This window comes from Lysinibacillus sp. C5.1, from assembly GCF_016350185.1.
In the GTDB taxonomy this organism is placed as follows: domain Bacteria; phylum Bacillota; class Bacilli; order Bacillales_A; family Planococcaceae; genus Lysinibacillus; species Lysinibacillus sphaericus.
The window spans coordinates 1,679,938-1,705,397 of record NZ_CP066226.1 but is presented as its reverse complement, the minus strand read 5'-3'; the positions used below and the strand labels follow the sequence as shown (position 1 = coordinate 1,705,397).

Here is a 25,460-nt window from a genome sequence, read left to right as displayed (position 1 = left end):
TCATAATATAACAAAACTTGCTATACGTCGTTAGGCTATGGAACAGTTATCAACGACACCGTCAAAGAGAGTTACATCCATTAATGGATGTCATCAAACTTTTGCAATGATTCTAATAAATAATGGGTATAACGAAAAAACAACATTGCTGAACGATTAGGTATAGCTCAGCAATGTTGTTTAATTTTACGGACTTGTAATGAGAGCGTTAGAGAAGCAATCAATAGAAGTGTGTAGCATCATTTATTTTATTAATATTAAATCTGGGGATTGTGATTTTCAAGATTATTAACAAATCGCTGAATACGTTTCATCGCTTCTTGTAGTTGTTCCATAGAAGCAGCGTAGGAGCAACGAATATTTCCTTCACCGCTTTCACCGAAAACATCTCCTGGAACAACAGCAACTTTTTCAGTTAATAACAACTGCTCTGCGAATGCTTGAGAACTTAGTCCTGTTGACGCAATGGATGGAAATGCATAGAATGCTCCGCCCGGATAATGACAACTTAACCCCATATCATTAAAAGATTTAACGATAAAATTACGACGTTGGCGATAAATGTTTCTCATATCCTCTACATTGGATCTACCATGTTTTAGCCCTTCTAGCGCTGCATATTGGGCCATCGTTGGAGCACACATAATAGTGTATTGATGAATTTTTAACATGCCCTGTGATATTTCTTCAGGAGCACAAACAAATCCTAAGCGCCATCCTGTCATCGCAAATGCCTTTGAAAAACCGTTAAATAAGATCGTTCGCTTGTGCATTCCTTCTATAGAGGCAATGCTCGTATAGTTTTCATCATAAACAAGTTCTGCGTAAATTTCATCAGAAAGTACAAGCAAATCATGTTGTTCACAAAGTTCAGCAATCTTCTCTAATTCTGTTTTATTAAGCAAAGAACCAGTAGGATTATTAGGAGAACAAATCATAATCGCTTTGGTCTTTTTTGTAATAGCTGCTTCTAATTGATGCGGAAGAATTTTAAATTTATTTTCTTTTAATGCTTGCACAGTAACAGGTACGCCTCCAGCCATTGTTACGAGTGGAGCATACGAGACAAAACAAGGCTCCACAACAATGACTTCATCACCTGGATCTAGTATTGCTCTTAAAGCTATATCTATTGCTTGGCTAGCACCCACAGTCACAATAATTTCTGATTGCGGAGCATAAGTAACTGAAAAGTATTTTTTCATATATAAAGCAATCTCTTCTCTTAGTTCAAGTAGTCCAGCATTTGCTGTATAAGAAGTATAGCCTTGTTCTAACGATGAAATTGCAGCTTCTCTGACATGCCAAGGTGTGACAAAGTCTGGTTCTCCTACGCCAAGAGAAATAACACCTTCCATTTTTGTAGCCAAGTCAAAAAAGTGGCGTATACCAGAAGGCTTTAATTGTTCTACAGCGTTTGCTAAATAAGATTTTGTTTCGATCATTATGGGACACCACGATTCTTTTATCTTTATCTTTTGTTCGTATTCTATTTCAATAATATGTAAAAATATTGCTAAGGCTAATATCTGCTTATTATTGCTCTATCCATCATTTCTCTTTACTTTAAGTGATTTTTCAATGATTAAGTCAAGTAGCTGAGGATACGGAATACCTGCTGATTGTGCACTTTTAGGTAACAGGCTGTTTTTCGTCATTCCAGGTAATGTATTAACTTCCAATACATACGGAACGCCGTTATTGATGATCATATCAATCCGGGCATAAACGCTACATTTCAATGATTTATAGCAAGAAATCGCTGAAGCAACAACACGATGATATGTTTCAGGCGGTAGCTGAATCACCTCTTCAACTGTAGTCACATCATTATATTTAGAGGTGTAGTCAAAAAACTCGTTCTGATGACGAATAGAAATTACCGGCAAAATTTTGCCATCCAATATCGAACAAGTGATTTCCTTGCCCGTTACCAGCTTTTCGATTATCACTTCGGAATCCCATTTGAATACTTCCGCAATCGTAGATTTTACCGCTTTTTTGTCATACACAATTTTTACGCCTACACTTGAGCCACCTGCATTAGGTTTCACTACTACTGGGTATCCCATGTTATCTAGTTCATCCATATTAAGCTCTTCAATACTCATAAGATGAATCCAATCTGGTGTTTGCACACCTTCAGACCTCATGATTTTTTTCGAAATATTCTTATCCATACATAAGCTACTGGACAGGACACCGCTTCCTGTATAGGGAACTCCCATAGTTTCAAGGGTACCTTGAACGGTGCCGTCCTCACCATACTTGCCATGTAACGCCAGTAACGCAACGTCAAGATTCCGTGCATTTTCCACTAAATCTTCTTTTTTCTCTATGTGGATTGGTACAATTGTATACTTATTTTTATCTAAATTAGCTATCATTTCTTCACCTGTCATAATCGAAACTTGCTTCTCGGAAGAAACCCCACCCATAATGACGCCAACTCTCATTTTTTTAACCTCCATAATTATTTTTTAAAGTGTCTCCTATGATTTTAATTCCTTGAATAATTTCTTTCTCATGTAACCTAGAAAATCCTAACCGCAACGTATGTTGTCCACTACTGTCTGTGTAAAATACATTACCTGTCGAAAAAACAACTCCCTTTTGGTAACACTTTTCTAAAAGCTTTTGTGAGTCAATGTTGTGATCTAGTTCTATAAAAAGGTGGAGCCCACCGTCACTTGTGATTCGCTTACATGGAATATATTGCTTACAATAATGGACAGCTAGTTCATATTTTTTCTTATAGACTGCTTTTGCTTTTTTTATATACTTTTCAAAGTAGCCATCATTTAAATATTGATATAGCACAGCTTGATCTAAAGTTGACGTATGCACCGTTCGAGCTCTTTTCATACTTTCCAAATAATAAATCAACTCTTTGTCTGCTAAAATCCAGCCAACTCGCAAGCCAGGAAAAAGAATTTTAGAGAAGCTACCAATATAAATCACATTATTGCCGTTTCCAGCAAAAGCAGCTAATGGAGCCTGATGGGACCCTGAGTAACGTAATTCTTCATTAAATCCATCTTCTATAATAGGAAGCTGATAGGCCGAAAACAGGTCCATGATTTTCTTTCTTTTTTGAGAGGATGTTACGATTCCAGTTGGATTATGATAAGACGGAATGAAATAGGCAAAATCATATTCCTGTTTAGATAAGCATTTTTCTAGCTCACTAACATTGACACCGTCATCCTCCATTTCAATGCCATCAATCTCATAGCCATGTAATCGAAAGAGCTTGAGGGCTGCATGATGGGTTGGATTTTCACAAATAACACGGCCGTTCTTTTTATTTAAGGTGGATAAAAGAATATCCAGTCCTTCTGTAAAGCCATTGGTAATTAAAATATCTTTGTTTCGAATGTCTACTCCCTTAATCTCCATGTAGTTAAGGAGGTAATCGATAAGCGGTTTATAGCCCTTTGCATAACCATAGTTAAGAACAATGTCTCCTTCAATGGACATACGATTTAAAAATGCCTTTTTAAAATTTTCTACATCAAATAGCTTTTCATCGGGCGCGATACTTGTAAATGAAATCATTTCTTTATTCCAACGTACTCCGTGTTTCATGAGATCTAATTTTTCAGATAAAAAGGTTTGCTCATTGATTTTTTCAGTCCAATTTAACTCGATAGTTGGAGCTTGAAAGGTCTCTACATGACTTACAAAGTGTCCTTTTCCTTTTACTGCATAAATCATGCCTTCTTGTTCTAAATCTGCATAAGTCGTAAGAACGGTATTTCGACTGATAGCTAATAATGAGCTGAGTTCACGAGTGGATGGAAGCTTTTGATGTTCAAGTAAATGCCCGTTCGTCATCATTCTTATTAAATATTCCTTAAGCTGAATATACAAAGGCCTGCCTTCCGTTATCTTAAAATCCTTAAACACTGAATTCATCTCCTTATTTACATTTTTACATTTCTGCACCGATTCCAAAAGGTCCACTCAACATGGATTTTTATGGTCTGGTGGTAGGGTGTGGAACGATTCTTTTCTTTCAAATAACCTACAAACGATGAAACACGTAATTTTGGTAGTATACTCACCAACATGTGAATACAATCAGGACAATTTGTTACTTCACTATTTTCTACTCTATTTCTTTCACATCACTATCGAAGAATCATCTATTATTTGCCAAGGAGGATGTGATACTTATAATCCTTGCCATGTGCTTTCCTTTCGTACGGCGTTGCTAACCAAACTTGATTTCATGGTACGATTGTTTTTTCTTGTTGTGCTAGAACCTGTTTGGCTCTCTCTATTACGAACGTAGCCATTCAAAACTATTCAGTTATTCCATTATAGAGCGCCTTTCCAGTGTAACGATAAACTAAATTTCTCGAGCAAGTTGGTTTGTTATATTGTACAGGTTCTATTGTTGTAGCTATAAAAAGAGTATTATTACATCAACCTGTTCTTAATGGTTTTTAGGATGCAGCGATTACTTCGCAAGATATATCAAAAAACGAAGGAAGAACCTTGATATTCTATATTTAAAGGAGGTGTCTTCGTTGTATAACCATGAAATTATAATTAAAAAAATTATTTTATATGTGGAAGAAAATCTACATGAACCACTTACATTAAAAAATATTGCAGCACAATCAAATTTTTCATTGTATCACTTCCATCGAATATTTCAAGCCACGGTTGGCATGACGGTAACTGAATATATTCGGTTAAGAAGATTGGCTAATGCTTCTTCCGCCTTGCTTTACACAAGTAAACGCATTCTGGATATTGCTTTATATTATCAGTTTGAATCACAAGAATCATTTACGAGAGCATTTAAAGAGATTTATAAGCTACCACCTGGTAAATATCGCAGAATAATGTCAGACGTGATGAAAATGAAGGAGGAAACAAATATGGATACAAAGGTGAAAGGTTGGTTTTTAAGTGGATCAAATCCTTTTAATTACGAAATGGGAATTGATTATGAAGTTGTTCATCAGGGGAAAGCATCAGGTTATTTAAAATCCAAAACAGTGTTAGATTCAACTGAATTCGCTACCATGATGCAAACATTTAAGGCTAATCAGTTTGTTGGAAAACGTATTCGACTCTCTAGTTTCATCCGTACGGAAGAGGTAAATACGTACGCTGGGATGTGGATGCGAGTAGACAACACAACGGAAGATGTTCTTCAATTTGATAATATGAGTAATCGCCCCATTAAAGGCACAACAAAGTGGAACCACTACTCTATTATTTTAGATGTTCCCACCCAAAGTGCTGTTATTTCGTTTGGTATCATGCTGTGTGGACAAGGAACTGTATGGGCAGATCAATTCACTTTTGAAGAAGTAAATAAAAATATTCCAACAACTAATTTAGATGTGCATGGTGAACTGCTGGACGAGCCAGTAAATTTATCGTTTGACGAAGAAATATAATTTAAGAGATGGTGATAACATGGATAATTCTGGTAAAAAGGCTATTGGTGTAGTATTAAGTATTATCGTTATACTTATAATTATGTCTGTAAAGTTTGCAGGAATTAATACGTTAGTACATTACTTAACGTTTTGGTGAATATACGCCTAACTACACTGCAAATGTGCGCATTTCTTTAATAAAATAAAGAGATGCGTATTTAAAGGCTATATTGTAGTCATTCCGAATATCATTTTTGAAATTTAAGGGGCAAATTGAAGAGTCAACTTACTAACTAGAATAAATGCATCGAAACATTTGATTCGATGCATTTTTTTATATCTAATTTGTAAACTGGTTATCTTTTGAAGTAGTTTTAGAGCATGTCCTACCCATCACTATCCTGTTATAAAGTATATTTGTCCATTAAAGCATTTAAATCTCGATTTAATTCCGTTAGTGTTTCAGCAGCACTAGCAACATCAGCAATTGCTTTAATGTGCTCATCTATGGACGATGCAATTTCCTGTACTGAAGCTGCCGTCTGTTCTGATACACTGGACGCACTTTCGATTCCTTCACTCATCAACTTATTATAGGATGTCATAACGTCCATTTCTTTATTTACTGCTAATATCGATTCTACTATTTGTTTAACAGAATCAGACATCTGATTGAATTTGCTTTGTGTTAGAACAACATCATCATTTAACTTTTTAGCAGTCTCCATTGTTACTTCTACAGTTTCAACTGTTTTAGTAGTTTCTGAAACAATGGATAAAACGACTCCTTGTACTTGATGAGTAGCATTTTTTGATTGTTCCGCTAGTTTCCTTATTTCATCGGCAACAACTGAAAATCCTCTACCATACTCACCTGCTCTTGCTGCTTCAATACTCGCATTTAAAGCTAGTAAATTTGTCTGTTCTGCGATTGTTTCAATTGTTTCCATTACCTGTGTGATTTGATTTATTTTACTATTTAAATTTTTTATTTCATGACTGACTTCTTGTGATGCTGCTAATGAATCCGTATTTGATTTTTGTAATTGGTGAACGATTTCAATTCCCTCGGATGATAGTTTTTCTGCATGTTTTGTAATGTCGTACATAACTTTACTTTGTTTTTCCGTAGTATCTATTGAACAAGATAATAGCTCTACTGTTTGGTTTATCTTGTCCAAATCATGGGCTTGTTCTTGTGTACCAGTAGCAATTTCGGTAATTGCTCTACCAACTTCATCACTACTAGCTGATGTTTCTTCTGAAATTGCTGATAAGTTTGTCGCTGAATCCAATAATTGTTCACTAGTATTTTTAGTATTTTCGACAAGCGTACGTAATTGCTGTGACATTTTATTAAAAGCAATCGCAAGTTGTCCAATTTCATCACTTGATTCAGGCAAATTGGTAACCATTATATGACCATCAGCAATTTTTGATGATGTTTCAGCTACATCTTTTAGTGTATTTATTTTCCTGCGAATACCTAAATAAAACACAAGTGAGCTTAAAATAATAAGTACAACTGTTGTACCAAAGATAATATATTGTAAAATGTTTAATCCTTCATAAAATTCATCTTGAAAAACAGCAATTCCAATAGTCCAGTCCCAAGGCTCAAAATATTCTGTATAGGCTGTTTTATCTTTAAAAGAACCATCAGGCTGTTTGTCGGAATAAACGACATATCGATCTGATTCATTTTTGGACTTACCACCTGCAACTATCTTTTCTCGATTGCTTCTGTTAAGTTCATCGGTAGGAGCTCCACCTATTTTAGAAGGGTGCAGTTGCAACACTAAATCTTCGTCAAAAGCTAATATATAACCATTTTCTTTGTAAGTAAAATGGGATTTTTTATAATCGTAGTCTCCATTTTCATTTACTGGTCCATTTAGAATAATTCTCGCTTTTTCTTTCCCTTCCGCTAGTGTTATTTTGCCACTTTCTACTTCTTCATTAATCAATTCTAATGAAGTATAGGCCCCCTTAACAATGCTTTGTAGTTCTCTTTGACCTGATTCTAAGAGCTGATTTTTGGCAACCAAATAACTTGTTGAGCCGATAATCACAACTGTGACAAGTATAATAGTTGTGATAAGTAGCATTAACTTCCCTGAGATACTTCGTAACTGTAAATTTTTCTTCTTCATTTGCTTCCTCCCACAACTATATATAGGTATATTTCGACAATAATCTACATAATTCAATAGTATCGAAATTATTTTTTATATTAGGAGAATGGATCTACGAACAGCTAGAAGCAAATTCTTTTTTAATCATTTGTCTTTTTCCACTGCCAACAGCCTTTTAAAGTTGTAACACTCTTGTGAAATGTCATCTAAAAGCAATCGCGTATAAATAACTATACATTGCTCATTCTTTAGTACTTTATGGTCTCCATCTTCCACAATCGTGCGTTTTTTGTGAGAAGCTATGAAAGTGTTCATCTTGTTAAAGATTATATTGTTGAGGAACGCTCATTTTTTTATAATTCATTCATAAAAAACATGTTAGGGGGCATTGTTATGGAAATACATTGGGTAAATGGACAATATAGAGAAGATAATAGAATTTTTGATTCTCCGTTTGAAGTATATGAATGGACGGACTCTTTGTATCAAGATTTCTCAAATCACTTTTTGAGAGAAGAAAATGTCGGTTATGCCAGTCCTGATGTAAAGGTTATTGATTGTTTAACTGAACTAATACCACAATGGGCGAGATACATTAATGTGGTTGTTATATTACATAGAGATGTGATAGAGGTAGATGGTAAATATTTATATAGGGTTTGGACGTCATATAGTAGATAAAGTTAATCAACAATCGGGCGCATTTCTTTAATAAGGAATGCGTATTCCTCTTTTAAAGAGCCATTTTGTTGATTAACATGCTTTTGTGAAAGGTTTCAAACGGAAAAGATGCGCTTATTATGTATCATTAATATGTTCTTACCGAGACCGGTGTAAATTCTTTTATATATTGTTCCATTTTTGTAATGGAATCCGTAAATAACATCGCTTTTTGGTCAGCCATTGTTAAAAATCCACTTGTTACCATACCATTGTAAAAATCCTTTAACTTATCGTAATAACCTGCTACGTTGAACAGGATACATGGATTTTTGTGCTGCCCAATTCTTGCCCATGAAATAACTTCTGATATTTCTTCTAACGTCCCTGGTCCACCTGGTAAAGCAATATAACAGTCTCCTAATTCAATCATTTTATTTTTTCTTTCAGACATTGAATTGACAATTTCTAAACGAGTTAAATTTGGATGACTTAGCTCTCGGTCTACTAAAAATGTCGGAATAATTCCGATTACTTCACCATTATGGTATAAAACTTCATCAGCAATGACGCCCATTAATCCTGCTTTTCCCCCACCATACACTAGCGTATGACCATGATTGGCAATCCACTTACCTAACGCTTTTGCTGCTTCGATATAATCTTCATTGTTTCCTAAACTCGCGCCACAATAAACTGCAATATTCAAATTTAACGCCTCCTTCATGCTATTATTATCATTATAGAAAAATAAGGAGTAGATTGCATTGAATATTGTAGAATATCAAAAATGGATTACAGAATTTTATAAAAAACGAGGTTGGTATGACTTAAATCCATTTATTCGTGTGAATTTTTTAACAGAAGAAGTAGGTGAAGTATCAAAAGCCATTCGTACACTTGAGATTGGTCGCGACCGTCCAGATGAAATTACACAATCTAAAGAACAACAAATCGAAAACTTGAAAGAAGAACTGGGTGATGTATTGGATAATTTATTTATTTTAGCAGACAAATACGAAATTGATTTGACAGAAATTATGGAAAGTCATAAAGATAAATTAACGAAACGCTATCAATAATACATATAGAAAGCGTCCCAAACACTGCTTGAAAAAAAATGCGGATTATCAACGTTAAAAATAGGCAAATTCTTATTCACTAATGATGAGATTGAAAGGTTTCAAATGCGCAATGCTTTTATCATTTAAATAGTGGGATTGTTAAAAAATTTACTCTGTTGGTTCCTTTTTTGGGTCGTCCAAAGTCTCCTTTTTCACTTACTAAATAGCATAGAGACCACCATTAATAGAGTAGTCTCTATGCTATGTTGATTAACTGTTGAATCACTTCTTTTACATTTTTTTCGATTTCATTTCTTTTATTTTCTATGACTTTGCTTAATCCAAAATTAAATGATATTTTATATGGCTCAATTCCAATTAGATAACCTTTAATTTGATTTCTCAATTGATACAATACTTGGAATAAATGAAGATTATGAACTGAAAAGTCGAATGAACGAGATACAACAACATGATCTAATGAATGAATTGTTATCTCTCCTGGTTGCCCACCTGTAATGGTACAATCTATTATAATAACAAACGTTGCATTTTCGATTTGTTGAATACAATAGTCGATGTCTGACTCTCCGATAATATACTGGATATTTTGTGCACTTGCATCTCGCATCATTTCTTCCACTAAATAAATGCCAATCCCATCATCCATCATTAACCGATTTCCAATACCAAGTACGATAACTTTTTCCATTAGAACACCTGTATAGTTTTCACTTTTTTTCCGGGGCTGTATACATGTGTTGCACATGACATGCACGGGTCGAAAGAACGTAGTATTCTGCCAATCTCAACTGGTTCATCGGGATTGGCTATCGGTGTACCAATTAGCGCTTCTTCAGCTACTCCTCTATAACCATTCTCATCTCGGGTTGAAAAATCCCATGTTGATGGTGTTATAATTTGATAGAAGGAAATTTTCTGATTTTTAATCTCTAGCCAATGCCCTAATGCTCCTCTTGTAGTATCTACTAGTCCCCTACCAGATGCTGATAAAGGGAGGTCGTATTTTTGCTGCATTTCCACATCCGGTATAATTTGTTTCAGTAGTATTTTCATAATTTCTGCAATTTTCTTTGTTTCTAATGCTCTGGCAATTGTACGGTCCATTGCTGAAATACGATTTATATAATTTCCACTTAAAATTAGTCTTGCTAGTGGTCCTACTTCAAAAGGAAGTCCATTATATCGTGGTGCCTTTACCCAAGAATATGCCCCTTTTTTATCCATGTCTGGTTCTAGAGCCAATTGATTTTGTTTATCAGTTTTCTCTGACAACTTGTAATAAGAATAATCTATTTTTTCTTCTATATTATTTTCGTTAAACACTTCTAGTCCTTTTTTTGATAGAACAAGTGGATTCGTATACAGTGTTCCTAACTCTTTATAATTATGAAATGAACCATAAGATAATAAGTTACCGTACCCTCCACCTAGTTTAAAATATTCGGGATAATAATGAGCAATATCATAAACGTCAGGAATCATTTTTTCGTCTATAAATTCTACAATTTTTTGTAATAGTGAATCAATCAATACTACCTTCTCAGATGTTGCTTTTGTTGTAATACCACCGATAAACACCCCATGATTATGTGGTGCTTTCCCTCCTAATACCGCTAACATTTGGTGTGCTGAACGACTGATAGCGAGTGAATCTAAATAATGCTGTGCAATCCGATTATTCATTTCTTTAGCTAATCGAAAATCATGATGATCTGTTTCTAAGAGTGTATTTTGACCTAATTTAACAAAATCCGGAACAGTATATTGATAAAAATGACGAATGTGATTTTGTAAAAACTCACAGCAATGAATGATGTCTCGTAAATAGCGTCCTTGTTCCATAGGCTCAATTTTTAGTGCATCTTCTAAAGCTAGTGAGGAAGCCATAGAATGAGCCGCCGAACAAATTCCACATATTCGTTGTGTAAAGTAAACCGCATCAAAAGGACTCCTACCTACTAACATTTGTTCAAATCCTCGAAATAAGTTTCCTTTTGTTTTTGCATCCACAACTACATTGTTTTCAATCCGAACGTCAATTTCTAAAAAACCACTAATACGTGTCAAAGGATTTATGATAATTCTTTTATTCATCTTTTACCACTCTCGTTGTGTCATAGCTAATAAAAGGAGCCATCGCATCTGGAAAACCAAATTGCGCACACCCAATACAAGGTGTATCATCCCCAATTGGCCAATTTACGTGCCCGTTCCATTGCCTTGTCGGACAATCCGTTCTCGTTACTGGGCCACGACATCCAAGTTTGAATAAGCAAGTTTTATCACTTAATTTCTCCGCAAAAATTCCCCGATCAAAAAACGGTCTTCTTGGGCAACGGTCATGAATAAGCGTACTATAAAACATCAATGGGCGGTTTAAGTTATCTGTATCTGGCTCCCCATATAATAAAAGATGGGCTAAGGTTCCTAAAAACCAATCTGGGTGTACAGGACAACCAGGTAACATTATCATCTTTTTATTTGTTAGAACTTTGTTTATACCTACTGATTCAGATGGGTTTGGTTTTGCTGCTGACACTCCACCATGTGTAGCACATGCACCGACTGCCAATATGTGTGATGCTTTTTCTCCTAACAACTTGATTGCTTCTAGTCCTGTTAACGGTTTTCCTTTCCAACTACCAATGATGTTGTAAAGACCATTATTTTTTAAGGCTACTGCCCCTTCAACGGCTAAAATATAATCTCCTTCTAGTGCGTTCATTAATTTTGCAATAGCTTTTTCACCCTCCGAAACCATTAACGAATTACTGTAAAGAATATTGACCATTGATGTAAAAGCGTATTCGAAGTCTGGATTTTGCCCGTTTAACAAAGATATTATATTTCCTGAACAACCATTCAGTTCTAAATACACAAGATTCTTTTTGTTAATCAGTCCATTGTTCACATTATTTAACGCATTTGTCGTTAACCTTTTTGAAATAGCTTCATTACTTATATCTTCCGGCGGTAAAATAAGCTTATTCAAGATATAACCTCCCCACAACAGGTAGAGTTGTTAAAATAGATTGTTGTCCAGCATGACATGAAGCAAATTCTTGTGAATATTCTTTACCAGCTAGTAAACCAAAGTGGGTCGCTGCTGCCCATGCTCGATTATTGGTGATATCATAAACAGTGCCGTTGACAGCAACATAAGCAGGATTTCCATTTTTACCATTGAAATTTGCTAATTCTCCTATTGTAAAATTACGTTCGTTTAAATGTGGAATGGATTGATTTGGCGATTGAGGTGTAGTAGGTGGCACTTGAGTGTTTTTAGGGGTACTGTTTACAGAAATTATTTGTGAATTATCAGATATTGGCTGGTAACAATTTAAAGCTTGATTGACAAGTAATTCACCAATGAAATGGATACTAGAAGTTGTATCCCATAACCTTTGAAGAATTACAGGGGTTATTGATGATTGATTAGTTGTAGAAAGTGTATAAATATCTTGTTGTACTTGCGAAACAAGGCTGTTCAACTGCCATCGAAGCATCTCGATATTTTGCATGTTTTCCTCCTAATTAGAGAGACTCCACACATTTTATGCTTCATGTTTATTTTCATTAACAAATTCTAGGTAATAGCAGGCCTGAAAGACGGAAAAGACGTCTTGTAGAACCTATAGGTGTTTTTAATAACACCTTCCCCTCTTCTTTTTGACATTCAGTAATTTGGCCAATTACTTTTGCATCTTTGCCTAGTTCATGATTTTGTAGGATATCTAAAACACAATCTATTTGGTTTTTGTCAACAATCAGCAATACTTTACCTTCATTAGCAAGATAGAGTGGGTCAAAACCTAAAATATCGCATGCTCCTTCTACCTCTTGCCGAATAGGAATTGAACGGTCTTCTATTTCAATTGTACAATGCAATTCTTCACATAGTTCGACAAGTGCCGTTGATACACCACCACGTGTAGGATCACGCATTACACGAATCCCATCCACTTGCTCTAAAAGCTCTTGTAGTAAATGATTTAATGAAGCACAGTCACTTTGTACATCTGTCATCAACCCCAATTCCTCGCGTGCAGATACGATAGCAATACCATGGTCTCCAACTGTTCCACTTACAATTACCATATCGCCCACGCTTATATTTTCTGGATACAATTGATGTGTTTCTTTTATAAAACCAATCCCAGTTGTGTTAATAAATAATCCATCAACACTTCCCTTTTCTACTACTTTCGTGTCACCAGCTATAATTGACACACCTGCATTTTTGGCTTCTTCCGCCATACTTTTAACGATAAGTTTTAATTGCCTTATTGGAAATCCTTCTTCAAGAATAAAACCTGCAGTAATAGCTTGAGGTGTTGCACCACTTACTGCTAAGTCATTGACTGTTCCCGTAATAGCAAGCTTACCAATATCTCCACCTGGGAAAATAAGGGTTTTACAACGTAACAATCTGTTGTAACTGCTAATTTTGAAGCGTTTAATTTAATGATTGCTGCATCAAGTTGTGTGTGCTGAAGATTACCAAAAGATTCGATAAAAACATCTTTAATTAACCGATGAGTTAACTCGCCGCCTTCTCCATGTGTTAAACTAATACGCTGCACCAAATTATCCCTCCTTCATATATTGGTAATGTGCTGCACAAGTACCTTCTGCCGAAACCATACAAGGACCAATTGGAAATAATGGTGTACACCCTTTACTAAATAGGATACATTCCTCAGGTGTTATTACCCCTTGAATAATTTCACCGCAGCGGCATTTTGTTTTTCGCGGCTCTTCAACAGACACATTAAACTTTTTCTTTGCATCGAATATCGCATATTCAGGTTTTAAAATGAAGCCACTGTTTTGAATTACGCCTATACCGCGCCATGCTTCATCGTGGTAATCTAAATATTTTTCCATCAACTTTTTCGCGACTATATTTCCGTCATTTTTGACCATATATTTATAATCATTAATAATTTCATTTTTTCCGCTTAATAATTGCTGTAATAGTTTATAAATCGCTCTTAACAATTCAACTGGTTCAAACCCTGTTATTACACCAGAAATACCGTACTCTTTTACTAAAAAATCAAAACTATTCTTTCCTGTCACCACAGAAACATGACCAGGTAATAAAAAACCATCTATATTAATCTCTTTGCCATTAAGTAGCGTCCTTAGTATAGGTTCCACTAATTTCGTTGTCATCCAAATAGTGTAATTTGTTAATCCCTTTTTTTCTGCCTCCTGAATAGTTGCCACAAGAATAGGTATAGTCGTTTCAAAACCAATACCTAAAAAAATGACTTCTTTTTCTGGATTCTCTTCTGCAATTTTAATACTGTCTAACGGGGAGTACACAACTCGTATATCCTTGCCTTCTGTTTTTGCCTCCATTAAAGAAAACTTTGATCCTGGGACACGCACCATATCACCAAATGTACAAAGAGTGCGATTGGTATCTCGCGATAATTCTATCATGGTATCTATGGATTTTTGATCTGTTACACAAACTGGACATCCTGGTCCTGCAATTAAACGAACATGATCTTTCAGTCTTGTTTTAATACCAGTTTTTGCAAAAGCCATTGTATGTGAACCACATACTTCCATCAGTACAGGGATTCTACCTTTTTCTTTCTTATATTGCTCAGCAAGTTGAATGACTGCTTCCAAAGATTTTCGTAGAATAATAGGATTAGATAAATGTATCAGATGTTCCATTCATTATATTCCTCCATTCTTCCATACTCTCTTTTGCAAATTTCTCATCAACTATAGTCATGGCTTGCCCAGCATGTAACAAAACAAAATCGTTTAATTGAACTTCTGGTACAAAAACGATTCCAACAAACATCTTTGATCCCATTACATCCACTAATGCTTTCTCCGCTTTTATTTTTATTACTTTAGCAGGAACCCCTATACACATTGTTTCTAGTCTCTCCTAACTATTTTTATCTATAATTTTATGTGCAGCAATTAAAAGTTGTCCTATAGCTAAGCCACCATCATGACATGGAATCTTTTGATGTGTATATACTTGAAACCCTTCCTCACGAAGCTTATTCGTTATTTCAATTGACAAATAGTTATTTTGGAACGAGCCACCCGAAAGAACGACATTTCTATTTAAAACAGGGGATTTTTTCACAATTAATACAATCATTTTAACGCAACTTTCAACAATCGTTTGATGGAACTTTTGGATAATTTGGACAATAGGTTTTTGTTCTAATTTATCAATGACTATTTGACGTATCATAGCACTCATATCAAGTACAAATTCTTGAGGATTTTCTATAATTTCGAAGGAATACATATCCTTCGTTGATTTATTCATTGTGTCACGAGTTAAGTAATCAGATAACTTGATTGCTGCTTCTCCCTCATAAGTAGAACTTGTACAGATGCCCAATATTGCACTAACCGCATCAAATAAGCGTCCACAAGTTCCTGCCATTGCTGTATTTAATTGTTTTAGAATCATTTGTTCTATGACATGAATTTCGTTTGATTTTTCAGGGAAAAGTTGTGTAGCAAATTTATTTCCTTCTTCTTTCAAAGATGAAACAATCATCCCAACTGCATTTCGCCACGGTTCTTTAACTGCCTTTTCACTTCCAGGTAAAGGTGTGTACTTTAAATGGCCTAATCTTCTGATTCTTTTTGCATCTCCATATAAAAATTCAAATCCCCAAATATGACCGTCATTACCGTAACCAGTACCATCTAAAATAATACCCAAACATGGTTCTTTGAGATTATGTTCTGCCATACAAGATACGTGATGAGCGTGATGATGTTGAATCGGTATTACTTCACTTTTCGATTGTTTTGCCAGTATAGTAGTTGCGTATAAAGGATGCATATCAACGGCGATATATTTTTCGTCAACAGTGTACCATTCTTTAAAAGATTGAAGCTGTTTGTTCAAGCTATTCATCATTTCCTCATTTTCTAAATCTCCAATTTGCGGACTAAGTATCAGACCTTTTTGACCCCCTATAGCAAATGCGTTTCTTTGATTTCCACCAAGAGCAATAATATTTGAAACATTCATATTGGATTCAATTACTTCAGGTGCGAAACCTCTAGCACTTCTAATAATGACCGTATTCTCTCCATTATGTTGTATTACTGAATCATCAATTGGATGTGCAATTTCACGATTATGCGTTAAGATATAATCACTAATTTCACTCAAACCGTCATAATCTGAATCTTTGTAATAAATGGGAGAGCCACTTCTGTTGGCACTTGTCATAATTAGACATTCCAGTTCTGGCGTATCAAATAACAGATGATGAATAGGTGTATAGGGTAACATAACTCCAAGCTTGGTTAATCCAGGAGCAATATTAAGTGGTAATAAATTTTCTTTCTTCATTTCCAATAAAACGATAGGATTTGCTGAACTTGTTAATAATGCGGCTTCATCAGATGTTACATAACAAAATTTCCGCGCGACTTCTAGTGATTTTACCATTATAGCGAATGGCTTTTGAGGACGTTTTTTTCGATTCCGTAGTAAATCTATTCCTTTTTCTTGGGTGGCATCACAAACAAGATGATAACCGCCTATTCCTTTAACGGAAATGATTTTCCCGAGTTTTAATAACTCTGTGGTTTTGGCGATTGCGAAAAGGTTATGCGCTATTAACTCACCTTTTGTATTTAGTAGATTCAATGTTGGTCCACAATTAGGGCAACAAATTGGTTGTGCATGGTGCCGTCGATTATTTGGGTTATGATATTCATTTTGACAGTCTGAACACATCGGAAATTTACTCATAGTCGTCTGAGGACGATCATATGGAAAACGATGTATTATCGTATAACGTGGACCGCATTGAGTACAATTAATAAATGGATGTTGAAAACGGCGATTTTGTGGATTCATCATTTCTTCTAAGCATAATTCACAAATTGCAGCATCTGGAGTAATAGCAAGAGTCGTAGGATGTTTGCTTTCTTTACTTTGAAGAATAGAGAAATCTTTGTAATAATGAGGCGGTATTTTTTGTATTTCCAAATCCGTGATGTTGCATATTTTTGGTGGATTACTTTTTAATTCGTGTATCATCTCGTGTAGTCTTTCTTCTTCACCCTCTATAATAATCGATACACTGCCTACGGTATTTTGTACAGTTCCTTTTAAGTCGTACTTTTTTGATAGATCATACACAAAAGGACGAAAACCTACACCTTGTATTTTTCCCTGCACAACGACATTTAATGCTTGATACATGTACGATAAACATCCTTAATCCAATTAATCCAATCATCTATACCTTCCCCTGTCGTTGCAGATACTAATTTGAATTGTGCGGTGGGATTAATTTGTGCTAAATCTTGTTTCGCCTCTTCGATGTTGAAAGCTACATATGGCAAAAGATCTATTTTATTAATAATCGTTAAATCGGTTCTTCGAAACATGACAGGATATTTCGGTATTTTATCATTACCTTCTGGAACACTTAAAACGACAACTTTATAATCTTGGCCTAAATCATAACCAGAAGGACAAACTAAATTACCAATGTTTTCTATAAAGAGTATATCAATAGATTCAAAGTTGAATTCTGGAATAGTCTTGGCAATCATTCTTGCATCTAGATGACAACCACCCACAGTATTAATTTGAACTGTTTTGATTCCAAGAGAGCGTAATCTTTCTGCATCTCGTTCTGTCGCTAAATCTCCTTCAATCACAGCAATATTGAACTTGTCCTCTAGTCTTTTAACTGTTTCTTCTAATAGGGTTGTCTTACCTGCACCAGGTGAACTCATTAAATTAATTACTAGTGTTTTATTCTCTTTAAACAAATTCCGATTAAATGTTGCCGCGGCATTCAGATCGGTTAATACTTCTTCTTTAAGTTTTATTTTCAAACTAATCACTTCCTTCATAAAATTCAACTTGAAATGTTTCTCCTGATATAATCAGACCATCTAGTAAATTGCATTTTGGACAAAAGGCGATGCGATAGTCCGGTTCAAACTGAAATAAACAGTTTTGGCATTGTGATATTGCCTTTTCACGGATAATTGTTAGTTGTGATTCTTCATTCAGAAGACAGGCTCTCTCTTTACAAAAATACAAAAATGCCCATTCTAACGCATCTGGCAACACGTTTGATAAATCTCCTACAATCACTTGGATTTGTTTTACTTTTTGAAAACCTCTTAATTTCGCATCCTCTGAAACAAGCTGAATGATTTCATACATTAATGACATTTCATGCATCTAATAGGCGCCTTTCTTCAAACTTCTATAAAAATTTTATGTTTGATATTACTAAAAAGAACTTAAATTATAAATTAAGGATTATGCTTATTTATTTCTCACTTTGTCCATTTTAGTATGGTTGCTTCAAACGAAAGAAATGGATATTAAAACACTCTAAGATAAGTAGAAGTAAAGAAAAGTCGACTGCCATCTAGAACCATTTGTAAGTCTGTATATCAAAGCCGCTAACATCCCTTCTATGAATCAATCCACTTCTTCATGCAGTTAACAAATTTCATAAAGGAATTTCTCCATTAGCCCTAGCGTAATTCCCTATAAAACATATTATGGAGATAATAAGTTGAAACTTTTTGGGGTGAGTTTATGCATAGAAATAAGACCTATAAAATCGTTCAAAGATGCTGTTCAGAACAAGAATGTAAAAAATATACTAAGATAAAAGCAGTTTGTCCACCAGAGCCACAGAGAGAAAAAGAACCTCCGGCAAGCAGCGGGCTATTGACGGAATTTGATCAAAATATCGTTATACCTACTTTTATTGAGCTTACGTTGTTACCAACACTGTTAGCTACTGTCACATTAAATATTGACGACTTAGGTGACCGAGTATGGTTTACTGGAACAGTTCAGACAAGGGTATCTACAGGTGCGCCTGCACCAGGTTTTGTACAAATTGCTCTCCAAATATTTAGAAATGACCCTACGTTCACTTCATCAATTTTCCTGATTGAAGATGTAGTAGTGAATAGCGGGTTTGTAAATGGCAATGCTACTACCTTTACCTTTGTAGACCTCTCACCGCCTACTGGTGTGAATACTTACTATCTTACTGGACAAATATTATCTACAGATCCCCAAGCTACAGGGGCTTTTGTAGAAAAAACTGTTTTTACAGGGGCAGAAATTGAAGCAAATAGTTAGCTATTTTCAATTTATTTAAAAAGTGTTTATTATAAGAATGCCAAAACCGTTATATGTCCCAAGCAGCAGCCGAGCGTTCTTCAATACGCTTTCCTGCTGTTTCTTTATCCACTGAATTAGAGAGCAGGCAATGGAAGTGTTTAGTAGAAGTGTAGCAATCGGGGGAATTAGTTGAAAAAAAGTATGGGTCACATATTAAAGGTAAAGAATGTTATAGCATAGGGCTCCAGCTAACCTCCCAATACTTCAACATCATCAGAAATAAGGGGGAAAGGTCCGCTCCATGTAAATGATGGGCTAGAGTCGCGCCACAAGAAATGAAGCCGGTCACCAACCAGTACGACCGATAACTTCAAGATTACCACCACCATTATTTGAAGTTACTAAAACATATCTTAACCGATGCTGGAACAAAATTATGAAGATAACCTTGTGAACCTTAAGTGAGAGGCCTTACAACATGTATGTAAAAAAACAGAGGAAACCGAAGAGGCAAAACGAATATAATATAGCGAATGGGGATTATGATGAAGAAAAAGATCAGTACACTTGCCCAAACCAACAACAGCTTGAATTTAAATACGTACCACGCTACTGGATTTATGAAAATACAAGAAGGATCTGCTCAATTACAACAAACAACAGAAACATTTAAATCTATTAATGAAGCAATGCAACAAGTAGCGAATCATGTAGTGCGTATGATGCAAAATGTTCAAGGTATGGCGGAAGAAGGACAAGAAATCAATGCTTCCATTCAAGAAATTACCGCTATTACACAAGAGGCATCAGCTGGCGTTCAAGGAACAGAGCAACTAGCTACCCTGTCTACAGAACTAGATGCATTAGTCAAACAATATAAACTATAGCCATTACCTTAAACATACAAATAAAATAGCATTATAAAAGCGCAATAATCCTTACAATACAAGGATTATTGCGCTTCTATTTATTACTAAAGTTCTTTCTCTAAATCCGTTAATAAACCCAAAACAATTTCGGAATATTTCTCTAATTCTTCAAAGGCTTTCTCTATTCCTATAGGATCATTCATTTCAAAACATTTCACTGCCAGTTGAGCACTTTGATGTACTTTCATATGCGGTTGTTCCAAGTCTTTAAATGTTTTTTTGCTTTTCACATGATTAGGTAAATCTCCGTAATACCAATTGCCTAGCCTACATTCTTTATGTGAAATCATTTCTTTTGAGTCGATCGTCCCTATGCCTAAAATTAAGTTATACACTCGCCATTTCCATAGTAAATGGTCCGTTTTCGCCACTTTTAAAATATCTTTTGATGTTAGTTTCACATTGATATTTAAGAATTTTTTTCGATACGTATCCATTTTATTACTAATTTCAAAAAATGTTTTTGCTGTTCGTTTTGATATTTCTTGTGATTCCACACTATTATCATAGATACTGGCATTTCGTGAAGCGATGTCCACAATCGTAGCGGTTTGCTCTTCACTCATCGCTGCGATTTGGGAGGTTGATTCATTAATCCCTTTCATCATTTCAACGATACTGATTAATGCTTCACTTGCACTTTCTGCCCCTACAACACTCTTTTCAACTAATTTTTCCGTTTGGTCAATCCCTTCAATGACTTCCAAAGATACATTTTGCAATGACTCCATATTAGCAATAATCTTCACGATTTCTTCCTTCGTATGCTCTGACAGCTTTCTCACCTCTGAAGCAACTACCGAAAAACCACGTCCATGCTCCCCTGCACGAGCCGCTTCAATGGATGCGTTAAGTGCTAATAAGTTGGTTTGATCAGCGATTTCTTTAATGATTCTCACAATATCCTGTGTATAGTCAATTTCTTGATTCAGTTGTTCTACATTCTTTACAATTTTTCCATATACATGACCGACTTGCTTTATATCTTCCATCGTTTCATCTACGACTTTTCCGCTTTCTTCCGCTGAATGAACCGCCTCATCTGTTCCTTCTGCTACTTCAACTGCATAATTTGCTACCCCATGTATAGAAGCGCTCATTTCTTCCGTTGCCGCAGTTACACTATGGGTCTCATCTATCTTTTTCTGCATATTCGAAAGCAGTTGTTTGATTGTATCTAAACTCATCATATCATTTAACATGTCGGATACTTCGTTTAAAAAGTATTTAAACGTATTTTCCATATATACTTCAACGATTAATTGTTTGTCATAGGCTGCTAGCTTTTGTACAGCAACCACACTTTCTATCATACGCTTAGGATGTCGATGTAGTTTTTCCATTAAAATTGTGGTCATTATCTGAATCAGCAAATCATGTGCAGCAACAAAATTTTCTGCTGTCAAATTAATTCGACTATTGTACTCCCCTATTTTTATTCGCGTCACGATATAATGCTGATCTACTTCCGCTTCTAAAAATTGATCGATATATTGTTCTATCTTCTCTCTTAGACGATCGACTGTGGCGTGTTGCACAATAAGTTGATTAAATATATGTTCAGATTGTATTCTTCCGTAAAATTTATCAATCATTTCCTTCTTAAAAGGAGCTAATATATTCGCTGATTGTTTTACCCTATTAAGCGTTTCTTGGTCAACACCTAAGAACGATAAGCGCTCCTTCGCTCGTTCCCCCACTTTAGGTAAGTCTGTTTCTGAAGCATTTATATATTGATCCCAGTTGTTAGATTTATTTATGAAAAAGACCATCTTTTCCCCTCAACTTTGCATAATATTATTTTTCATTTGAATACATACATTCCATTTCGTATTTCTATTCGGTTAGTAACTTGAAGCTATTCTAGAATTAGGTATTTTAGACTATACGCAATTAGAAGTTTCGAGGGCTTTTCGTATAATAATAAGGAGGGCAAAAAATCTAATAAAATCCCCTATAGTAAGTAGTGATACAAAGGTATTTCACTACTAGCTTACATCCATTCAACCGTTCATCACTTCAGCTACTTTACTCTATTATAGTTATATATAACTAAAAATCAATATTTATTATTACTTTTACGAAAAATAAAGAGCACAAAGAATCAATGTGTGTGTCTTTCATTTAGGAATATAGATTTTCAATGAGATAACATCTTTTCTATCAGCATGATTTTTTTAGTGGAATGTTTGATAAAAGGGCTCTCTCGTTGATTGAAGCGGAAATTAATGTATTTCCAACAGGGGTACCGTTATATGTCCATCAAGCTAACGAAACTAATTTCCCAAAAATCGAAAAAAAGCCTATTCTTTCTGTAAAAATATTCGTTTACGAGAAAGGGTGGCGTTTTTGATGAATCCAATCATTTCAAATGAACTACATCTTTTCGCACAAGAATTACAACGCTGTCTCTCCCCAATAATCCTACAAAAAATGGCCAAAAAGTTGGCTTTGTCCAGCGAGCTAGTAAGTAGCAAGCAAACGAACTGATAGCCCTTTGTGAATGGCTTAGTCAGGAAATCGCTAAACTGAGGCTAATTAGTTTAAAAACCCTTATTAACGTTGATAAATCAATGCTTTTATCCCTTTATCTAATCTAGGACTATTAATTTAGTAAACTTAATATTCAAGATCAAAGATTAGTTTACTCCTGGATACCAGTAAACATTACGGGATTGTTCATTAAGCCATTTCATTTAAGGTATATTCTCTTTTTTAAACAGGCAGAAAATCCTCATCTCCTTTTTAAATGGAAATGAGGACTTCTTTTTAATAGAAAAGGATGATTTTTTTCATAAAGCAACTAACCAATTTAATCCTTTCATTATATTTTAAATTTATTAATTTCTTCTTGCACTGTCATTGCACCTTCACTTAACGATTTAGCTACAGCATTGATTTCTTGAATCGTTGCTGTTTGTTCTTCTACAGCTGCAGCAATCATTTCGGATTGTTCTGCGGCGGTAGTTGCAGCAGAAGCCATTTCATTTACTGAAGCGGCCACTTCTTCAGTACTTGCCGAAATTTCTTCAGTAGAAGCAGAAACGTCTTCAATTTGAGAAGTAATTTCTTGAATGGCCTTCATAATAGTATCAAATGATACTTGGGCATTTTGGATAAAGGTAACACCTTCTTCGACATTTTGCACAGTGACACTCACTGCCTTTTCAACTGCATTTGTTTCTTGTTGAATAGATGTTGTTAGGTCAACAATTTGATGAGCAGAAGCTTTTGATTCTTCTGCAAGCTTTCGAACTTCATCGGCAACGACTGCAAAACCTTTTCCATGCTCACCAGCACGTGCCGCTTCGATAGCTGCATTAAGGGCAAGAAGATTTGTTTGCTCCGTAATATCCGTAATAACTTTTATAATTTTTTCTATCTCTGTTGATTGTGCACTTAACTGTTTAATTCGCTCATTTGTCTCATGAGAAGATTGTTGAATAACAGCCATTTGGTTTTCTGCGGTCTGTAATGTTTTTCCGCCTTCATTAGCAATCACTTGTGTGTCTAATGCTTTTGAATTAAGTAGCTGTGTTGCTTCTGCAATTCGTTGTACACCATGGGCAGTTTCATCCATTGCGGTCGCACTTTCTCGTCCCGTTATAGCTGATTGATTAGCACCCTCTGATGTTACCTCTATTCGATTGGCTACTTCATTGGATGAGATAGCTACTTGATCTGTACTGGCTGCTAATTGTTCAGCAGCGGCCGTTGTCTGCTCTACATTTGCAGCAACATTATTAATAATTGAATGTAATCTCCTTTTCATTTCATTAAATGAATCAGCTAATACTCCAATTTCATCGTTTGTTTTCACATTTATATCTTCTCCGCTTAAATCACCCTCAGCAATAACTTTTGCAGTAGCATTTAGTTTATTAATAGGTACAGTAATTAAACGAGTAATAAATACTGAAATGAGAAGAGCAAGAATTGTGGTTACGATAGCAATACCTAAAATGATCAGTGAACTATTATTTGCAATTTTAGTTGCTTCCGTGTTCGCCTTTTCCATCAACTCCTTTTGATAAACAGAAATTTTATTCACCGCAAGTTGAATACCTTCGTTTGCAGGACGCACCAAGACTTGTATTTTTTCAATTGAAGCTTGAACATCTTCTTTGTCATATGTATTGATAATATCTTGCGCACCTTGATTAAATTTTGCTTGGTTTTCTTTTATACTTTGAAGTTGTTTTTGCATTTCAGGATTTTTTATTATTTTTTCTAATTCTGCAGTTTTTTGTTCGATTAGTTCTTCCTGTTTTTCCAGGTTTTTAATTGTTTCATCACTTGGATCAAGTATGTAAGAACGAATGTAAAGACCTTGTAAAGAAGATGCGTTTAATATTGCATCGACTTGTAAAAGTTTATAGACTCTGTCTTCTATAGTAAATGTATACTTGTTATCAACACTACTTAATTGGACAAATGCAATGGTAGAACTAAGTAATAGAAATAACATAATACTCCCAAACCCTAAGTAAATTTTCTTTTTAATTGACATAAATCTAAACCTCCCATATTTTGAAACACCTTTCTTTTAAAAAAGTATATTAGAATAATAATTCAATAATGCATTAACCTTTTAAACTAGTTAATCATTTAATAATAAAGCATTTTAAATTCATCTGGTTATATGAAAATATCCATATGTTAAAGCATGTCTTTTGTTCCTCTCAATCTTCTATAAAAGCCAGTAATCTCACCCTTAAAGCCAGTATTATGCAAATCTAAAACTATTTAAACAGTTCAATCAAATAGCTTAATAATAAAGGTAATGCAGGAATCGCCCTTCTTACAGTAACGAATCTTCCTTGGTATGTCCATAACTTAATTAAATGTTCTTCCGACTTTTTAAACTTGTTATACTCAGAGTCATTATTTAATGAATTAACCTAATTTAATAATTTAGAGTTCACTTTTTATATTAAATAAGTCATTTAGGTCAATGGTGAATTATACAAAATCCCCTCAATTATTGTACTAAATCAATAAAATAATGTGGGGAAATATACATATTACAAGTTAAATCATACTTAAAAGAATTAATATATAATAAATAGTTTTATAATACAGAATGCCTTTTTAATTGTCTTATTAATGTACAGGTTCAG

Annotated in this window: 21 protein-coding genes and 3 pseudogenes; 6 read left to right on the top strand and 18 right to left on the bottom strand. The window is 34.8% G+C overall.

The genetic code is table 11. The annotated features are described in order from the left end of the window. Positions 1-257 precede the first annotated feature (257 nt). The 4 genes and pseudogenes from I5435_RS07995 to I5435_RS07980 all read right to left on the bottom strand — a co-directional run. Positions 258-1,445, bottom strand: coding sequence for an aminotransferase (locus tag I5435_RS07995; protein WP_337983564.1), 1,188 nt, complete (start codon positions 1,443-1,445; stop codon positions 258-260). Between the two features lie 99 nt (positions 1,446-1,544). After that, positions 1,545-2,456: a D-alanine--D-alanine ligase gene (locus I5435_RS07990; RefSeq protein ID WP_337983563.1), complete on the bottom strand. Its 912-nt coding sequence runs from the start codon at positions 2,454-2,456 to the stop codon at positions 1,545-1,547. 4 nt (positions 2,457-2,460) lie between these two features. Beyond that, positions 2,461-3,909, bottom strand: a complete 1,449-nt coding sequence (pdxR, locus tag I5435_RS07985; RefSeq protein WP_337983562.1) for a MocR-like pyridoxine biosynthesis transcription factor PdxR — start codon at positions 3,907-3,909, stop codon at positions 2,461-2,463. A 17-nt stretch (positions 3,910-3,926) separates the two neighbouring features. After that, positions 3,927-4,130: pseudogene (locus tag I5435_RS07980) on the bottom strand (transposase); the annotation flags it as partial. Between the two features lie 405 nt (positions 4,131-4,535). Between I5435_RS07980 and I5435_RS07975 the strand changes: the two are divergent. Further along, on the top strand, positions 4,536-5,420 hold the full coding sequence (locus I5435_RS07975; RefSeq protein ID WP_337983561.1) for a helix-turn-helix domain-containing protein: 885 nt from the start codon (positions 4,536-4,538) through the stop codon (positions 5,418-5,420). Positions 5,421-5,806: 386 nt separating this feature from the next. On the opposite strand, the gene I5435_RS07970 is transcribed toward I5435_RS07975, so the two are convergent. Continuing rightward, positions 5,807-7,555 (bottom strand): methyl-accepting chemotaxis protein, encoded by a 1,749-nt coding sequence (locus tag I5435_RS07970; protein WP_337983560.1) that lies wholly within the window; start codon positions 7,553-7,555, stop codon positions 5,807-5,809. Between the two features lie 375 nt (positions 7,556-7,930). On the opposite strand from I5435_RS07970, the gene I5435_RS07965 reads away from it, so the two are divergent. Next, positions 7,931-8,218: a hypothetical protein gene (locus I5435_RS07965; RefSeq protein ID WP_337983559.1), complete on the top strand. Its 288-nt coding sequence runs from the start codon at positions 7,931-7,933 to the stop codon at positions 8,216-8,218. Between the two features lie 127 nt (positions 8,219-8,345). On the opposite strand, the gene I5435_RS07960 is transcribed toward I5435_RS07965, so the two are convergent. Then, positions 8,346-8,906 carry an LOG family protein gene (locus I5435_RS07960; protein ID WP_337983558.1) on the bottom strand — a complete coding sequence of 187 codons (561 nt, stop codon included), beginning with the start codon at positions 8,904-8,906 and terminating at the stop codon, positions 8,346-8,348. A 58-nt stretch (positions 8,907-8,964) separates the two neighbouring features. On the opposite strand from I5435_RS07960, the gene I5435_RS07955 reads away from it, so the two are divergent. Next, complete coding sequence (locus tag I5435_RS07955; RefSeq protein ID WP_024363304.1) at positions 8,965-9,279, top strand: MazG nucleotide pyrophosphohydrolase domain-containing protein; 315 nt, start codon at positions 8,965-8,967, stop codon at positions 9,277-9,279. Positions 9,280-9,517: 238 nt separating this feature from the next. On the opposite strand, the gene I5435_RS07950 is transcribed toward I5435_RS07955, so the two are convergent. The 10 genes and pseudogenes from I5435_RS07950 to I5435_RS07905 all read right to left on the bottom strand — a co-directional run bounded on the left by I5435_RS07950 (position 9,518) and on the right by I5435_RS07905 (position 18,505). After that, a complete protein-coding gene (locus tag I5435_RS07950) occupies positions 9,518-9,973 on the bottom strand; it encodes a hydrogenase maturation protease (protein WP_337983557.1) in 456 nt (151 codons plus the stop codon). Next, on the bottom strand, positions 9,973-11,379 hold the full coding sequence (locus I5435_RS07945; protein WP_337983556.1) for a nickel-dependent hydrogenase large subunit: 1,407 nt from the start codon (positions 11,377-11,379) through the stop codon (positions 9,973-9,975). The genes I5435_RS07950 and I5435_RS07945 overlap by 1 nt, the downstream gene beginning before the upstream one ends. Beyond that, a complete protein-coding gene (locus I5435_RS07940) occupies positions 11,372-12,277 on the bottom strand; it encodes a hydrogenase small subunit (RefSeq protein ID WP_337983555.1) in 906 nt (301 codons plus the stop codon). The genes I5435_RS07945 and I5435_RS07940 overlap by 8 nt, the downstream gene beginning before the upstream one ends. Further along, positions 12,270-12,806: a cytochrome b5 domain-containing protein gene (locus tag I5435_RS07935; RefSeq protein ID WP_337983554.1), complete on the bottom strand. Its 537-nt coding sequence runs from the start codon at positions 12,804-12,806 to the stop codon at positions 12,270-12,272. Before I5435_RS07935 ends, I5435_RS07940 begins: the two co-directional genes overlap by 8 nt. A 55-nt stretch (positions 12,807-12,861) precedes the next feature. Then, positions 12,862-13,868 (bottom strand): annotated as a pseudogene (gene hypE / locus I5435_RS07930) (hydrogenase expression/formation protein HypE). A 4-nt stretch (positions 13,869-13,872) separates the two neighbouring features. Further along, positions 13,873-14,979 carry a hydrogenase formation protein HypD gene (gene hypD / locus I5435_RS07925; RefSeq protein ID WP_337983553.1) on the bottom strand — a complete coding sequence of 369 codons (1,107 nt, stop codon included), beginning with the start codon at positions 14,977-14,979 and terminating at the stop codon, positions 13,873-13,875. After that, the gene (locus I5435_RS07920) at positions 14,954-15,187 is read right to left on the bottom strand and encodes a HypC/HybG/HupF family hydrogenase formation chaperone (RefSeq protein WP_024363297.1); all 234 of its coding nucleotides are present in this window, start codon (positions 15,185-15,187) and stop codon (positions 14,954-14,956) included. Before I5435_RS07920 ends, hypD begins: the two co-directional genes overlap by 26 nt. A gap of 15 nt (positions 15,188-15,202) precedes the next feature. Beyond that, positions 15,203-17,506: a carbamoyltransferase HypF gene (gene hypF, locus I5435_RS07915; protein WP_337983552.1), complete on the bottom strand. Its 2,304-nt coding sequence runs from the start codon at positions 17,504-17,506 to the stop codon at positions 15,203-15,205. Next, on the bottom strand, positions 17,491-18,150 hold the full coding sequence (hypB, locus tag I5435_RS07910; protein WP_337983854.1) for a hydrogenase nickel incorporation protein HypB: 660 nt from the start codon (positions 18,148-18,150) through the stop codon (positions 17,491-17,493). The genes hypF and hypB overlap by 16 nt, the downstream gene beginning before the upstream one ends. Before the next feature lies 1 nt (position 18,151). Next, positions 18,152-18,505, bottom strand: a complete 354-nt coding sequence (locus tag I5435_RS07905) for a hydrogenase maturation nickel metallochaperone HypA/HybF (protein ID WP_337983551.1) — start codon at positions 18,503-18,505, stop codon at positions 18,152-18,154. Positions 18,506-18,871: 366 nt separating this feature from the next. Between I5435_RS07905 and I5435_RS07900 the strand changes: the two genes are divergently transcribed. After that, positions 18,872-19,429: a hypothetical protein gene (locus tag I5435_RS07900; RefSeq protein WP_108030438.1), complete on the top strand. Its 558-nt coding sequence runs from the start codon at positions 18,872-18,874 to the stop codon at positions 19,427-19,429. A gap of 527 nt (positions 19,430-19,956) precedes the next feature. After that, complete coding sequence (locus I5435_RS07895) at positions 19,957-20,298, top strand: hypothetical protein (RefSeq protein WP_337983550.1); 342 nt, start codon at positions 19,957-19,959, stop codon at positions 20,296-20,298. Between the two features lie 86 nt (positions 20,299-20,384). Here I5435_RS07895 and I5435_RS07890 read toward each other — a convergent pair whose 3' ends face one another. Further along, the gene (locus I5435_RS07890) at positions 20,385-22,112 is read right to left on the bottom strand and encodes a methyl-accepting chemotaxis protein (RefSeq protein ID WP_108030436.1); all 1,728 of its coding nucleotides are present in this window, start codon (positions 22,110-22,112) and stop codon (positions 20,385-20,387) included. Between the two features lie 580 nt (positions 22,113-22,692). On the opposite strand from I5435_RS07890, the pseudogene I5435_RS23155 reads away from it, so the two are divergent. After that, positions 22,693-22,925: pseudogene (locus tag I5435_RS23155) on the top strand (IS4 family transposase); the annotation flags it as partial. Positions 22,926-23,164: 239 nt separating this feature from the next. On the opposite strand, the gene I5435_RS07885 reads toward I5435_RS23155, so the two are convergent. Next, positions 23,165-24,850, bottom strand: coding sequence for a methyl-accepting chemotaxis protein (locus tag I5435_RS07885; protein WP_337983549.1), 1,686 nt, complete (start codon positions 24,848-24,850; stop codon positions 23,165-23,167). Positions 24,851-25,460: the final 610 nt, after the last annotated feature.